General features: G+C 75.7%; 15 protein-coding genes and 1 riboswitch. Of the genes, 7 read left to right on the top strand and 8 right to left on the bottom strand.

The window, feature by feature from the left end; all coding sequences use genetic code 11:
- Window positions 1-374: 374 nt before the first annotated feature.
- Window positions 375-914 (bottom strand): P-loop nucleotide/nucleoside kinase family protein, encoded by a 540-nt coding sequence (locus tag OMK64_RS18950; RefSeq protein ID WP_272729916.1) that lies wholly within the window; start codon window positions 912-914, stop codon window positions 375-377.
- A 132-nt stretch (window positions 915-1,046) separates the two neighbouring features.
- On the opposite strand from OMK64_RS18950, the gene OMK64_RS21260 reads away from it, so the two are divergent.
- The 4 genes from OMK64_RS21260 (at window position 1,047) to OMK64_RS18935 (ending at window position 3,072) form a co-directional block, all read left to right on the top strand.
- Window positions 1,047-1,238 carry a DUF2510 domain-containing protein gene (locus OMK64_RS21260; RefSeq protein ID WP_374694124.1) on the top strand — a complete coding sequence of 64 codons (192 nt, stop codon included), beginning with the start codon at window positions 1,047-1,049 and terminating at the stop codon, window positions 1,236-1,238.
- Between the two features lie 48 nt (window positions 1,239-1,286).
- Window positions 1,287-1,907 carry a dihydrofolate reductase family protein gene (locus OMK64_RS18945; RefSeq protein WP_272729915.1) on the top strand — a complete coding sequence of 207 codons (621 nt, stop codon included), beginning with the start codon at window positions 1,287-1,289 and terminating at the stop codon, window positions 1,905-1,907.
- A gap of 105 nt (window positions 1,908-2,012) precedes the next feature.
- Complete coding sequence (locus OMK64_RS18940) at window positions 2,013-2,591, top strand: DUF2510 domain-containing protein (RefSeq protein ID WP_272729914.1); 579 nt, start codon at window positions 2,013-2,015, stop codon at window positions 2,589-2,591.
- 142 nt (window positions 2,592-2,733) lie between these two features.
- Window positions 2,734-3,072 (top strand): cupin domain-containing protein, encoded by a 339-nt coding sequence (locus tag OMK64_RS18935; RefSeq protein ID WP_272729913.1) that lies wholly within the window; start codon window positions 2,734-2,736, stop codon window positions 3,070-3,072.
- 126 nt (window positions 3,073-3,198) lie between these two features.
- Here OMK64_RS18935 and OMK64_RS18930 read toward each other — a convergent pair whose 3' ends face one another.
- From OMK64_RS18930 to OMK64_RS18905, 6 genes are all read right to left on the bottom strand, one after another.
- Window positions 3,199-3,912, bottom strand: coding sequence for a FadR/GntR family transcriptional regulator (locus OMK64_RS18930; RefSeq protein WP_272729912.1), 714 nt, complete (start codon window positions 3,910-3,912; stop codon window positions 3,199-3,201).
- 137 nt (window positions 3,913-4,049) lie between these two features.
- A complete protein-coding gene (locus OMK64_RS18925) occupies window positions 4,050-4,784 on the bottom strand; it encodes a phosphatase PAP2 family protein (RefSeq protein WP_272729911.1) in 735 nt (244 codons plus the stop codon).
- A 1-nt stretch (window position 4,785) separates the two neighbouring features.
- Window positions 4,786-5,589, bottom strand: a complete 804-nt coding sequence (locus tag OMK64_RS18920) for a phosphatase PAP2 family protein (RefSeq protein WP_272729910.1) — start codon at window positions 5,587-5,589, stop codon at window positions 4,786-4,788.
- A gap of 51 nt (window positions 5,590-5,640) precedes the next feature.
- The gene (locus OMK64_RS18915) at window positions 5,641-6,531 is read right to left on the bottom strand and encodes a L,D-transpeptidase (RefSeq protein ID WP_272729909.1); all 891 of its coding nucleotides are present in this window, start codon (window positions 6,529-6,531) and stop codon (window positions 5,641-5,643) included.
- A 224-nt stretch (window positions 6,532-6,755) separates the two neighbouring features.
- Entirely contained in the window at window positions 6,756-7,298 is a 543-nt protein-coding gene (locus tag OMK64_RS18910) for a flavin reductase family protein (protein WP_272729908.1), read from the bottom strand.
- The gene (locus OMK64_RS18905; protein ID WP_272729907.1) at window positions 7,295-7,873 is read right to left on the bottom strand and encodes an NADPH-dependent FMN reductase; all 579 of its coding nucleotides are present in this window, start codon (window positions 7,871-7,873) and stop codon (window positions 7,295-7,297) included. The genes OMK64_RS18910 and OMK64_RS18905 overlap by 4 nt, the downstream gene beginning before the upstream one ends.
- 15 nt (window positions 7,874-7,888) lie before the next feature.
- A riboswitch (SAM riboswitch) is annotated at window positions 7,889-7,998 on the bottom strand.
- A 154-nt stretch (window positions 7,999-8,152) separates the two neighbouring features.
- Here OMK64_RS18905 and OMK64_RS18900 point away from each other — a divergent pair.
- The 3 genes from OMK64_RS18900 to OMK64_RS18890 all read left to right on the top strand — a co-directional run bounded on the left by OMK64_RS18900 (window position 8,153) and on the right by OMK64_RS18890 (window position 12,073).
- A complete protein-coding gene (locus OMK64_RS18900) occupies window positions 8,153-8,959 on the top strand; it encodes a tyrosine-protein phosphatase (RefSeq protein ID WP_272729906.1) in 807 nt (268 codons plus the stop codon).
- Window positions 8,960-9,079: 120 nt separating this feature from the next.
- On the top strand, window positions 9,080-10,966 hold the full coding sequence (locus tag OMK64_RS18895; protein WP_272729905.1) for an AAA family ATPase: 1,887 nt from the start codon (window positions 9,080-9,082) through the stop codon (window positions 10,964-10,966).
- Window positions 10,967-11,140: 174 nt separating this feature from the next.
- Window positions 11,141-12,073, top strand: a complete 933-nt coding sequence (locus OMK64_RS18890; RefSeq protein WP_272729904.1) for an Fpg/Nei family DNA glycosylase — start codon at window positions 11,141-11,143, stop codon at window positions 12,071-12,073.
- 19 nt (window positions 12,074-12,092) lie between these two features.
- On the opposite strand, the gene OMK64_RS18885 is transcribed toward OMK64_RS18890, so the two are convergent.
- Entirely contained in the window at window positions 12,093-12,758 is a 666-nt protein-coding gene (locus OMK64_RS18885; protein WP_272729903.1) for a DUF1684 domain-containing protein, read from the bottom strand.
- Window positions 12,759-12,896 lie beyond the last annotated feature (138 nt).

The following is a 12,896-nucleotide window of genomic DNA, read 5'->3' as shown; positions in this document are numbered from 1 at the left end:
TACGGCATCGTCTCGATCCCGACCCTCAACGTCTTCGCGGGCGGCGAGCTCGTGAAGTCCGTCATCGGCGCCCGCCCCAAGGCGTTCTACGCCGGCGAGATCGAGGACGTCCTCACCACCGTCTGACGGCGCTCACCTCGGTGGCCCGGCGACGCTTGGCTGGACCAGCTGCAGCCCGGCCGCGCCTCCCGCTGACCGGACCGCGCGCCACCGCCGCGCGCGGGGGCCCACCCGGAGTGCTTCGCCAGGTACGCGCGCGCCTGCTCGACGTTGGCGATCGACGCGCGGGCCGTGCGCTCGATGTACCCGTGCGCCGGGGGGTGCGGTCGCGTGTACCGGGCACGAGCGCCTCGCCTGCCTCGGCACCCGGAGCGTCAGCGGACCGACGGCGGCCAGCGGTGCCGGCGCCACGCGTCCCACGTCGCGAAGCCCGCGGGTGGGGCGTCGACGGGTTCGGTGCCGTCGATCTCGCCCGGGGTCGGGACGTCGATCGCGGCCGCCCACTCCGCGAGGTCCTCGTCGGACATGTGCCACGTGGTGTGCGGCTCCTCGGCGTGGCGGCGGTCGAGCCGTCGGCGCTGCTCGTCGGGCGGGAGGTGGAGGTACCGCAGCTCCAGGGCGGCGTCGCGGTCGGCGGCGGCCTGGCGCAGGGCGGACCGTTCGTCGCGGGACCACAGGCCGAAGTCGAGGACGACGTCCGTGCCGAGCTCGAGGGCGCGCAGCGCGATCTCGATCAGCCGTCCCTCGATGACGTCGGTGGCGTCGGGCGGGTTGGCCGTGCCGTAGAGCGCCTTGACCCACTCGTCCTTCGTGAGGCGCAGGGCGTCGCGCTCGACCTCGATCCGTCGCGCCTCGGTGGTCTTCCCGGTACCGGGCAGGCCGACGGTGAGGTACAGCGTCGGTCGGTTCGTCATCGTGCCCCCTCGTGGCGGTGCGGTCATCATCGTCGGCGCGGCCCGCGGTGGTGACGTCCCCGGTGGGAAGCCCGCTCAGTCGAGGCGCGGGAAATCCTCAAGTCACGGGGTGTTCCCGCCGACGGGGAACGCATGGCCAGGAGGAGGATCCCCGCGGGCTGGTACCCCGACACGCGTCGGCGCGGGCAGCACCGGTGGTTCGACGGGCGCGAGTGGACCGAGCACACGATGCCGACGACGGCCGTGCCCGGGCCGCCGCCACCGGGTCCACGCCCTGGTCGCAACCGTCGAGGGGTCGTCCCCGCCCCGCCGTCCGTGGTCTGATCGTCCGTGGTCGCGCGTCGGGGCGCGGCCCCGACCCCGGAGGACGCCATGGCGACGCTCGTCTCGACCCTGTTCATCTCGCTCGACGGTGTCGCGGAGATCGACCCCGCGTGGCACTTCCCGTACTTCGACGAGCGGATGGGCCAGGCGGTCGGCGAGGACTACGAGGACGTCGACGTCCTGCTGCTCGGCCGCGTCACGTACGACAGCTTCGCGGGCGCGTGGCCCGACCGGGAGGCGGCCGGCGGCGAGGACGCGCCGTTCGCGGCGACGCTCGGGGACACCCGCAAGGTCGTCGCGACGCGCGGCGACCAGGACCTCGGCTGGCGCAACGTCGAGCGGGTCGAGGGGGACCTCGTCGCCGCCGTGACCGCGCTCAAGGCCGACCCGGCCGTCGGCAAGATCCTCGTCCCCGGGTCGCTCTCGGTCGTGCGGCAGCTGCTCGCCGCGGGCCTGCTCGACGAGCTGCGGCTGCTCGTCCACCCCATCGCGGCGCGCAAGGGCGAGCGGCTGTTCGACGAGGGCGAGCCGATCTACCCGCTCCGGCTGGTCGCGTCCGAGGCGCTGCCGACGGGCGTGGTGCGGCTGGTGTACGCGCCGAGCGAGCTGCCGGGCCAGGCGGAGTACGAGGACGTCGTCGACAAGGTGCCGGGCGCGGGCCAGGACTGACGCCGGCGCGTGCCGGCGGCCCCGCGTGCGCGCCCGCCGCAGCGGCCGCGGGTCGTGGGCCGACGTCCGCTCAAGCCCCGGCCCCTGCGCGCCGACTACAGGAGCGTGAACGAGCACGCGCCCGGGTGGTACGCCGACGGAGTGACGCCCGGCGTCCTGCGCTGGTTCGACGGCACCGGCTGGACCGAGCACACGACGCCGCAGCCCTCGCCCGCCCCGGTCGCCGCGGCGCCGGCAGCCGCGCAGGCGCCGGCCTGGGGCGGTTCCGCTCCCCGCTACCCGAGCGCTGCCGCCGGTGCGTCCGGGTACGGCGCACCCGTCCCGACGTGGGGCGGCGGCGCACCGGCGCAGCACGCGGGCTTCGGTGCGCCGACCTACGCGGGAGCCGCCTACGCCTACGCGACGCCGACGGCGGCCGACGACACCGGGCCCCGCACCGCGATGCACTGGGTCGTGCCCGTCGGCCGGTCGTGGCAGTCGATCCTCGCGGGCTACCTCGGGCTGCTCGCGCTCGGGATCTGGGTGCTCGGGCCGTTCGCGATCGGCGTCGGTGCGTGGGCGCTCGTGCGCGCACGGTCCGGCGGGCACGGGAGCGGCCGCGGGGTGTTCGGCGTCGTCGGCGGGCTGCTGGGCACCGCGGCGATGATCTGGTTCGTCGCGTCGGGGGCGATGACCGCGCCCTGACGACCGCGGCGCGCCGGCAGCGGCCGACCTCCGGCGTCGCCGGTCGACCGGCCCGGGTCGGTGCGCGGTCGGAGCGCCGTCGGCGGGCGCCCGCACGTCGTCCTTCCTACGATCGAGCCGACTGCTCGCGGAGGAGACCGGCGTGATCGACCTGACTGCCCTGGCGGACCAGCACCTCGAGGGTGCCCGCACCGACCCGCACGGCCGCAGCGCGGAGCTCGTCGCGCACGACGGCGAGCTGCGGCAGACCGTGATCGCGCTCGTGGCGGGGTCGCGGCTCGGCGAGCACAACTCGCCCCCCGGCGCGACGCTGCAGGTCCTGCGCGGGCGGGTGCGCGTGGAGTCCGACGACGTGCAGGCCGAGCCGGCGGCGGGCGAGCTGTGGGTGCTGACGCACGAGCGGCACTCCGTCGTCGCGCTGGAGGACAGCGTCTTCCTGCTGACGACCGTGACGAACGTGGACCGCGGCACGTACGCCTGACGGGCGCCGCCCGACGAGCGCCTGACGGTCGACGCACGACGAGCCGGCGGACGCGCGACGAGCGGGCGCACGCGTGGTGTCGGCCGCCCGACGGAGGCGGCGGCCTGCGGCCGGGGACAGCCGTCGTCAGAGCAGCGTCGCCGCGTACTCCTCGACACCCATCAGGTGCGCGGCCATGTGGATGCGCGCGCGGTCGGCGTCGTGCGCCTCGAGCGCCGCGAGGATCGCCCGGTGCTCGGCCTGCGCGACGCGCACGGCGCCGTCCTCCCGGATCGCGCGCCACAGCCGCGCGCGCGCCGTGCTGCCGGCGAGCGAGTCGAGCAGCCCGGCGAGCACGGGGTTGCCCGAGGCGCGGTGGACGACCGCGTGGAAGCGCAGGTCGGCGTCGATGACGGCCCGCAGGTCGTGGTCGGGATCGTCCAGCAGCGCGTCGACGGAGTCGAGGAGCGACCGGAGCTCGAGCAGCGTGGCGTCGTCGATCTCGACGGCCGCCCGGCCGACGCCCTCGACCTCGAGCACGCGGCGGACGCGCGCGAGGTGCACGGCGTCGTCGCGGCCGGGGAGGTCGGCGAGGAAGCCGACGGGCTCGAACAGGCGGGCCGGGTCGAGCGACGTGACGTAGGTGCCGTCGCCGCGACGGGTGCCGAGCACGCCGAGCAGCACGAGCGCGCGGACCCCTTCGCGCAGCGGCCCGCGCGAGACGCCGAGCCGGACGGCGAGGTCCTTCTCGACGGGCAGCCGGGACCCGGGTCCGAGCTCGCCGGACAGGATCATCGCCTTGATGCCCTCGATGACGACGTCCGTCTGGGAGGCCGTCGGGTGGGGCGCCGGGCCGCGCATCGAGCCATCGTAGTGACGCCCCGACGACCGGCACCGTCCCCCGAGGGGGCGAGCGCGACGGTCCGACGGGCACCCGTCCGGCGGAGCGTGTCAGGGCGGGCGGGCGGCGTCGGCGCCTTCCGCCCGCCCTGCTGCCGTCAGCCGCGCGAGCGCCCGGCGCCGACCGCCTGACGGGCCGACCGCCCCGACCGCACGTCGCGCTGCAGGTACCCCCACGCGAGGACCGCGCAGGCGACGCCGTTGACGAACCCCATGGTCACGTCGGTGAGCGAGTGCATCCCGCGGTACATCCGCCCGATGCCGACTGCGAACGGCACGAGGACGCAGAGGATGGTCGCGACCCACCGCAGCACGGGGTTGCCGATGCGCTGGCACAGCGCGGCGAGCGTCAGGTAGAACGCGGTCGCGGCGCCCGTGTGGCCGCTGGGGTAGGACGACGTCGGCGGGGACACGTCGAGCTGCTCGACCTCGGGCCGGGTGCGGCCGACGACCAGCGCGGACGTGAGGAAGATGATCGCCTGCAGCGACACCGCGAGGCCGGGGACCACCGCGAACCACCACTGCTTGGTCCGCCACCAGATCAGCCCGATGGCCAGCGCGCACGCGCCGATGATGAACTCGGTCTGCCCGATCCCGGACAGGACCATGGTGAGCGTGTCGAGCGCGTCGGTGCGGCGGCTCACGAACCACTCGTTCACGCCCGCCTCGGCGGGCAGGCCGCCGAGCGGGCCGACGATGAGAAGGCCGACGCCGACGATCACGAGCCACAGCCCGACGCCGGGCAGCAGCGCGCGGCGGGACAGGTCGCGCCAGAACTGCCGGGACGTCGGGGCCGACGTGTCCAGCTCGTAGCGGTGCAGGAACTCGTGCACGTCAGGGCTCCTCACGGGGGACGGGCGTGCCGGCGGGCGGCCGGACGCCGGGGGCGGGGGTGGCCGACGGGACGCCCTTGTCGCGTCGACCGGTCTCGGGCACGGCGTCGCCGCCGTGCGGGACGTCGGGCACGTCGGCGGGCGGGGGCGTGTCGGCGCCCCACCCGCGGTAGCCGACGTAGGAGGCGGTGGCGATCCCGACGCCGAGGAGGATCCCGGCGACGACGTCCGACGGGAAGTGCACCCCGAGCAGGACGCGGTCGGCGGCGGTGAGGACCACCGCGAGGCCGGCGACGGTCGGCACGACGACGCGCCCGACGCGGCCGAGCAGCGGCCACACCAGCAGCGTCAGCGTGACCGCCACGACGGCGGTGTTCGTCGCGTGCCCCGACGGGAAGCTCGACCCGGGCGCGTGCTCGACGGCGTCCTCGACGACGGGCCGGGCGCGCTGGACCAGTCCCTTCGCGCCGAGCTGGAGGGCCCACCCGGCGGCGATCGTGACGGCCGCCCACAGGGCGCGCGTGCCCAGCCGGTGGCGCCGCCACACCCACACGCACAGCACCGCGGCGGCGCTGTTGACGACGACGGCCTGGAACGCGGCCTGCCAGGCCACGAGCACGCTGCGCAGCGCGGGGTTCGCGCGCGTGAGGTCGGTCGCGGCGACGATCGCGGACTGGTCGACGTGCACGATCGCGGTCACCTGGCCGCGGACGAGGAACGCGAGGGCGACGACGGGGACGGCGACGGCGGCACCGAGCGTCGCGGCGCGCAGGAGGGCGCGTCGTCGGACCGTCGTGGCTCGCATGCGGTGAGGGTAGGGGCGTCACGGCGTGCGCGCCCGGCGAGACGGCGCAGGTCAGCCGACGGTGGTGACGACCGTCCCGGCGGGCGCCTGCCACAGCACGTCGAGCACGTCGTCGGTCACCCGCACGCACCCGTTCGACACCGCCCCGCGGCCGCGCAGCGTCGTGGTGTGGATCGCGGTGACGGCCGTGCCGGTGGGCTTGTCGTAGTGGTCGATCGTCTCGCTCTGCGTCGACAGCGGCAGGACGCGGGGCGTCGTCGTGCCGGGCTCGGACCAGCGCAGGCCGAGCAGGAACGCGAGGCCGTGCGGGGTCGGGGTCGCGGGGGCGCCCGTCGCGACGACGGGGAACGTGCGCACGGACGTGCCGTCGTCGACCGTGAGCGTCTGCGCGGCGACGTCGACGACGACCGACCAGTCCGTGCCGGACGGGACCAGGTCCGACGTGCGGACCCACCCGGTGCGGCCGTTCACCTGCGCGCGGTCGTCGCGGGGGAGCGCGCCGCGGGTCGCGAGGAGCACGCGCACCCACCCGGCGGCCTCGTCGACGACCGGCAGCACGTTCGCGGCACCGAGCACGTCGGTCGGGAGCACGCCGACGGCGGGTCCGCCGACGCTCGCGTGGACCGCGGTCGGCTCGGAGACGACGACGGTCCGCCAGCGGCCGAGCGACGGGTCGTCGTTCTCGAGCGGGGTCAGGCCCTCGCTCCCGGGCAGGCCGGGGACGACGTGCAGGACGTCGATCACGGGCAGCGTCGCGAGGTCGACGGGCGGGGGAGGTGCGGGCGCCGGCGACTTGGCGACCGCGACGGGAGCGGCGAGCTCGACCGGTGCGGGGACGGCGGCGGCCGTGCGGTCGGCGGCGCACCCCGAGAGCCCCACGACCAGCGCGGCGACGACGGCAGCGGCGGCTGCGCGACGGCTGTCGGGGACGGGCGGGTGCACGAGGACCTCCGGGACGGGGATCCCATCGTCCGTCAGACGTGGTGCGTGCGGCAAAGGCGGATCCGCGCGGTGCGTCGGACCGGCCTGTCCCGGACGCGACGCGCCGCGGGGCGCGCGGCTCGTGAGGCCCGCGGTGGGCGGCTCGGCGAGACGCGACGACGGGCCCCGCGCGAGAGGGTGTGCGCGGGGCCGTCGGGTGGCGGTGGGCAGCCCGCCGGGACGCGTCAGATCGCGGTCGCGTCCCCGATCCGGTGGTACGTGCGGTCGTGGTAGACGAGCGGCGTGACCGCGTCGGTCGTGCCGTGCGCGAGTGCGCGGACGGACACCAGGTAGGACCCACCGACGGGCGTGCGCTGCACGACGCGACCGCGCACCCACGACACGGCGCCGTCGATCACGGGCTCGCCGGTCGGCAGCGCGGTCCAGCCGCCCGCCGTGAACCGGTCGATGCCGCTGGTCGCGAACCGTGCGGACACGTCGTCCTGCGCGCCGGACAGGAAGCTGATCGCGAGCGTTCGGGCCCGGGAGACGGCGGGCCAGGACGACGACGTCGACGCGAGCGAGAACGCGAGCAGCGGCGGTGCGGCGGACACGGAGATGACGGACGTCGCGGTGAAGCCGACGAGCCTGTCGCCGTCGGCGAGGGTGACGACCGCGACCCCCGCGGGGTGGCGGCGGAACACCTCCTTGTACGCGTCGGGCGTGAGCTGCTGCTCGTCCTGCTCGACGAGGTCGGCGTCGAGCGCGCGCAGGATCTCGGCGGTCATCGCAGCGCCTCCGCGAGGTCGGCGGCGTCGCGGACGGCGCGGCGCAGCGGTTCGGCGGCCCGGTCGAGCCAGCGGTCGACGACCGCGTCGAGCGCCGCGGGTTCCCGCAGGTCGGCCTCGGTGACGACGAGCGCCCGCGTCGGGACGGTCGCGCCGAGCTCGACGAGCAGCGGCCGCAGGTGCACCTCGCCGACGAGCGCGTGCGCGGGCGATCCCGTCACCACCAGCGGCACGGCGACGACCCCGGCGAGCCCGTCGGGGCCGTACCCGTCGAGGAACGCCTTGAGCAGCCCGGTGTACGAGGCCTTGTAGACGGGCGTCGCGACGACCAGGACCCCGGCGGCGGCGACCGTCCGCAGCGCGGCGTCGGCGGTCGGGCGCTCGGCGGCGAACAGCTCGCCCGCGACGTCGGCGAGGTCGATCGTCGTCACGCCGTCGGCGGTGGGACCGTCGGGCTCGGAGCCCAGGTGCGGCAGCAGCCGGCCGGCGACGTGCGCGGCGGTGCTGCGGGTGCGGGAGGCCGGGCGCGGGTTGCCCACGAGGGCGACGACGCTCGGACCGGTCGGGTGGCTCACGGTGCGGCTCCTTCACGTTCACGCTTGCCGCACCGGGTGGCGCGGCCGGGTCATCTCCCGGAGCACCCCGTCGTGGAGGGGTTGCTGACCAGCGAGCCGGGGCTTGCGTGCTGGTGCTCGTGACCTGGCCGCGGTTTCTACCAGCGGTCGCGGCGAGGGCAAGGGGTCGACGGACGCCTTCTCGATATGCGGACAAGACTGGTCGGGATTTGTCGGGCGGGACGGCCGGTCGCCCGCCGGTCGTCGCGGGGTGCCACGCGTGCGTGCCACGATCGCCGCATGAGTGACGTCGCCGACCCGCACGTGCTCCCCGCGACCGCCGTGACGAACCTGCGCGACCTCGGCGGCCGCCCCACCGCGGACGGCGGGACCGTCGCGCGCGGCATCGCGTTCCGCTCGGCCGAGCTCACGTCCGACGCGGTCCCCGACGACCCCGTCCTCACCGCGCTCGGCGTGCGCACCGTCGTCGACCTGCGCACCGCCGCCGAGCGCGACGCCCGGCCCGAGCGGCTGCCCGCAGGCGCGCGGCTCGTCGAGCTCGACGTCCTCGCCGACCTCCCCGGCGACGCCGCCGCGCAGGCGGCGACGCTCCTCACCCGCCCGGCGTCGCTCCTCGAGACGCTCGACGGCATGGACGTCGCGGAGCAGATGCGCGCGACCTACCGGCGGCTCGTGTCGTCGCCGGCGGCGCTCGCGGGCTACGCGACGTTCGCGCGCACCGTGATCGACGCGCAGGGCACGCCCGTGCTCTTCCACTGCACGGCCGGCAAGGACCGCACGGGGTGGGCGGCGACGGTGCTGCTGCTCGCGGCGGGCGTCGACGAGGACGGCGCGACCGAGGAGTTCCTCGCGGTGAACCCGGCGGTCCGGACCACGTTCGCCCCGCTGCTCGCGCAGCTCGAGGCCGCGGGCGGCGACCCGGCCCTCGTCTCCCCGTTCCTCGAGGTGCGGGCCGACTACCTGCGGGCCGCGCTCGACACGGTCGAGGCCCGGTTCGGGTCCTTCGACGGGTACCTCGCGGACGGCCTCGGGCTCACGCCGCTCGAGGTCGAGTCGCTGCGTCGCACCCTGCGCGACGACGCCTGACCGGCGCCACGGCGCGCGGTTCGTCCGGTTGGTCCGTTCGGGTGGTCCGGTATGTCCGATGTTGCCGCACCCCCGGCGGCCGCTGACGATGGACCGACCGAGCCGACGGAAGGCGGACGCATGCACGAGGACGAGCTGGTCTCCCCCATCCGCAAGGGTGCGCACGACATCGCGCTCGACCGCGAGCGCATGCGACGTCGTCGCGTGTACCGGCTCGCGGCCGCCGTGCTGGCGGTCGAGGCGTACGTGATCGTGAGCGCGCTGCTGGGCCGGGACCCGCTCCCGTCGATGCCCGCGGTCGACCCGCTCATCCTCGTCCCGGTCCTGTTCTTCGCGGCCATGCTGCTGCTGCTCGTCGGCACGCAGGTCGGCACCGCGCGCTCGCCCCACCTCACCTACCGGCCCGAGCAGGTCGACGTGCGTCTCGACGACGTCATCGGCATCGACCCGGTGAAGGAGGACGTGCGCCGCTCGATCGACCTGTTCCAGACGCACCGCCAGTTCGCCGACCAGATGGGCGGCACCCCGCGGCGCGGCCTGCTCTTCGAGGGGCTGCCGGGCACCGGCAAGACGATGACCGCGAAGGCGATGGCCGCCGAGGCGGGCGTGCCTTTCCTGTTCGTCTCGGCGACGTCGTTCCAGTCGATGTACTACGGCGCGACCGCCCGCAAGATCCGCGCGTACTTCCGGGCGCTGCGCCGCGCGGCGCGCACCGAGGGCGGGGCCATCGGGTTCATCGAGGAGATCGACGCGATCGCGCTGCGTCGCGGCGGGATGCTCGGGGCGTCGTCGTCGCGGACCCTCGTCGGTGGCGCGTCGGCGGGTGCGCCGGGTCTCGTGACGAACGCGATCATGAGCGAGGGCACGGGCGGCGTCGTCAACGAGCTGCTCGTGCAGATGCAGTCGTTCGACGAGCCGACGGGCGGCGACAAGGCGTACAACCGGCTGGTCGCCGCGGTGAACCTGTTCCTGCCCGCGACGCGACAGATCCGCCAGCGCCGCCCCGGACGCGCCCCGATCCTGCTGATCGCCGCGACGAACCGCGCCGACTCGCTCGACCCCGCGCTCCTGCGGCCGGGCCGGTTCGACCGGCGGCTCACGTTCTCCGCGCCCGACGCGCACGGCCGTCGCGCGCTCGTCGACCACTTCCTCGCCCGTCGCGCGCACGACGCCGAGCTCGACGATCCGGTCGCGCGCGACCGCGTCGCCGCGTCGACGAACGGCTGGACGCCCGTGATGATCGAGCACCTGCTCGACGAGGCGCTGGTCAACGCGCTGCGTCGCGGCTCGCTGACGATGTCGTTCCAGGACGTCGAGACGGCTCGCATCACCGAGATGGTCGGCATCGGGCAGCCCGTCCGGTACACGCGTGCCGAGCAGGAGCTCATCGCGACGCACGAGGCGGGGCACGCGGTCACCGCGTGGCTCGTCGCGCCGAACCGGTCCCTCGAGGTGCTGACGATCATCCGCCGGGGCGAGGCGCTCGGGCTGCTCGCGCACAACGACTGCGAGGAGGTCTGGACGCGGTCGCAGGGGGACCTGCGCGCGCTCGTGCAGATCGCCATGGGCGGCTGGGTCGCCGAGGAGCTGTTCTTCGGCCAGACGACGACCGGACCCGCGAGCGACCTCGCGGCGGCGACGCGGACCGCGGCCCAGATGGTCGGCGCGGCCGGCATGACCGGGTCGCTCGTGTCGTTCCTCGCGACCGAGAAGCCGCTGGTCGACGCCGTCGTGAGCGACCGGCTGGCGCGGGAGCAGCTCGAGCAGGTGCTCGAGGACGCGCGCGCGACCGTGCGGCGGCTGCTGTCGCGGCACCGGTACCTCGTCGAGGCGCTGCGCGACGCCCTGCTCGAGCGGCACGAGCTGCTCGGCCGGGAGATCACCGACGTGCTGGTCGCCGCGCACGAGGCCGCGACGCGGTCGTCGGACGCCGTCGTGCCGCAGCTCGCGGAGGAGCCGTCGCGTCCCGCTCCGGCCGCCCTCCCGCTCGCGGGCCCGACCGTCTGACGCCGTCCCACGGGTCGACCGCCTGACGCCGACCGCTCCGTCACGGGTGCGACATCCGCTCGAGAGCGCGACATCGATGTCGCGCTCTCGAGGCGTTGTCGCACGCACGACGGCGACGCGGCGGCGACGGCCGCGCCGGGCGGGAGGCGGCGGCACGCGTTAGCGTGCGTGACCGTGCCCGAGGGTCATACCGTCCACCGCATCGCCCGCCAGTTCACCGCCGACTTCGTCGGCCACCGGCTGGCCGTGTCCTCCCCCCAAGGGCGGTTCGCCGCAGGGGCCGCACGCCTCGACGGCCAGGTCCTGACGGGGACCACCGCGGTCGGCAAGCAGATGTTCGCGACGTTCGAGACCGGCGACGTGCTGCGCGTGCACCTCGGTCTGTACGGCGCGTGGGACTTCTTCGGGGTGGTGTCGCCGATCGTCGACGGGCAGGACGCACGCGGCTCGATGGGGGCGCCGCGGCTGCGTCGGGCCGTGCGGATGGGGGAGGACGAGCGCGAGCCGCCGTCCGCCGAGGGTGGCCTGCTGGCGTCGTTCCCGCCCGATCCCGTCGGCGCCGTGCGCGTCCGCCTCGCGACCGAGCACTCCGTCGCCGACCTGCGCGGCCCGTCGGCGTGCGAGGTGCTCGACCCGTCCGCGGTGCAGGCCGTCGTCGACCGGCTCGGCCCGGACCCTGCGTCGACGGACGACCTGGAGGCCGCCGGGGAGGTCGTCGTCGACCGGATCACGTCGCGCGGGGTCGCGGTCGGCCAGCTGCTCATGGACCAGTCCGTCGTCGCCGGGATCGGCAACATCTACCGCGCGGAGCTGCTGTTCCGCGCGCGCCTCGACCCGCACACTCCGGGCCGTCGCGTCCCGCGCGAGGTCGTGCGCGCCCTCTGGGACGACTGGGCGGTGCTGCTGCCCGACGGCATCCGGACCGGCCTGATGCTCACCCGCGAGGACCTCGACGACGAGGGTCGGGCCCGGGCGATCGCCGACCCGACCGAGCGGCACTGGGTTTACGGCCGTGCGGGCCTGCCGTGCCGCGTGTGCGGCACCCCGGTCGTCGTCGAGGAGATGGCGGGCCGCAAGCTCTACTTCTGCCCGGTCTGCCAGCGCTGACGGGACGGCCCGGCCGACGTTATTCGGTGTCGAGGTCGGGGAGGGGGAAGGTGCGCTCGCCGACGGGGAGGTCGACGGCGACCGTGTTCGCGCGCGTGGCCAGCGGGCACGCCCACGACGGGTCGTAGGCGCACGACGGGTTGTAGGCGAAGTTGAGGTCGACGACCACCAGTCCGTGCGACGTGCCGAGGTCGGCGCCCTTGATCGTGTCGAGCACGTAGCGCCCGCCGCCGAACGTGCCGCCCGGCTTCCCGCCGCTCGCGTCGCGCACGGGCACGAACAGCCCGCCGCCGTAGGACCGCAGCGCCCAGACGGCGAGCGTCCCGACGTCGGGGAGCTCGACGACGCCCACGCGCTCGAAGGGCACGACCCCGTCGGTGCCGGTCGCGACGTCGAGCCGCTGCGGGTCCGCGGGACGGACCTCGACCTCGAACCGGTACGCGGCGTCGTAGCGCGCGACCTCCAGGCCCGCGAACGACGCGCGCGTCGGCCCGTCGAGGGGGGACGCGGGGTGCTCGGCGAACAGCTCGTCGCGGCGCTGCACCCACACGGCGTGCGCGGCGGGCGGGTCGTCGACGGCGATCCGGCGCACGTCGGCGTACGTCTCGGCCACGCGGCGTCGCCAGTCGGCGACCGCGAGCGCGTCGGCGGCCCGGGCGGACGAGGTCAGCGGTCGGTGCGGCACCCCTCCACCCTCACACGCGCCGCGCCCACCGCACGCCGCCGCAGACACCGCCGGCCGTCACCAGCCCGGCGCAGAGCGCCGGCGGTCACCTGCCCGGCGCTCAGCGCGTCCACCGTCGACGACTTCGTCACTCCGCAC

Origin of the sequence: Cellulomonas fimi (assembly GCF_028527925.1) — a bacterium.
Taxonomy (GTDB): domain Bacteria; phylum Actinomycetota; class Actinomycetes; order Actinomycetales; family Cellulomonadaceae; genus Cellulomonas; species Cellulomonas fimi_C.
This window is presented reverse-complemented; position numbering and strand designations above follow the sequence as displayed.

What these genes read in the sequence shown, in the direction of transcription:
- OMK64_RS18950 (WP_272729916.1), bottom strand. Translation starts at nt 914, where the DNA reads ATGACGAACCGACCGACGCTGTACCTCACCGTCGGCCTGCCCGGTACC.
- OMK64_RS18920 (WP_272729910.1), bottom strand. Translation starts at nt 5,589, where the DNA reads ATGCGAGCCACGACGGTCCGACGACGCGCCCTCCTGCGCGCCGCGACG.
- OMK64_RS18930 (WP_272729912.1), bottom strand. Translation starts at nt 3,912, where the DNA reads ATGCGCGGCCCGGCGCCCCACCCGACGGCCTCCCAGACGGACGTCGTC.
- OMK64_RS18945 (WP_272729915.1), top strand. Translation starts at nt 1,287, where the DNA reads ATGGCGACGCTCGTCTCGACCCTGTTCATCTCGCTCGACGGTGTCGCG.
- OMK64_RS18910 (WP_272729908.1), bottom strand. Translation starts at nt 7,298, where the DNA reads ATGACCGCCGAGATCCTGCGCGCGCTCGACGCCGACCTCGTCGAGCAG.
- OMK64_RS18895 (WP_272729905.1), top strand. Translation starts at nt 9,080, where the DNA reads ATGCACGAGGACGAGCTGGTCTCCCCCATCCGCAAGGGTGCGCACGAC.
- OMK64_RS18900 (WP_272729906.1), top strand. Translation starts at nt 8,153, where the DNA reads ATGAGTGACGTCGCCGACCCGCACGTGCTCCCCGCGACCGCCGTGACG.
- OMK64_RS21260 (WP_374694124.1), top strand. Translation starts at nt 1,047, where the DNA reads ATGGCCAGGAGGAGGATCCCCGCGGGCTGGTACCCCGACACGCGTCGG.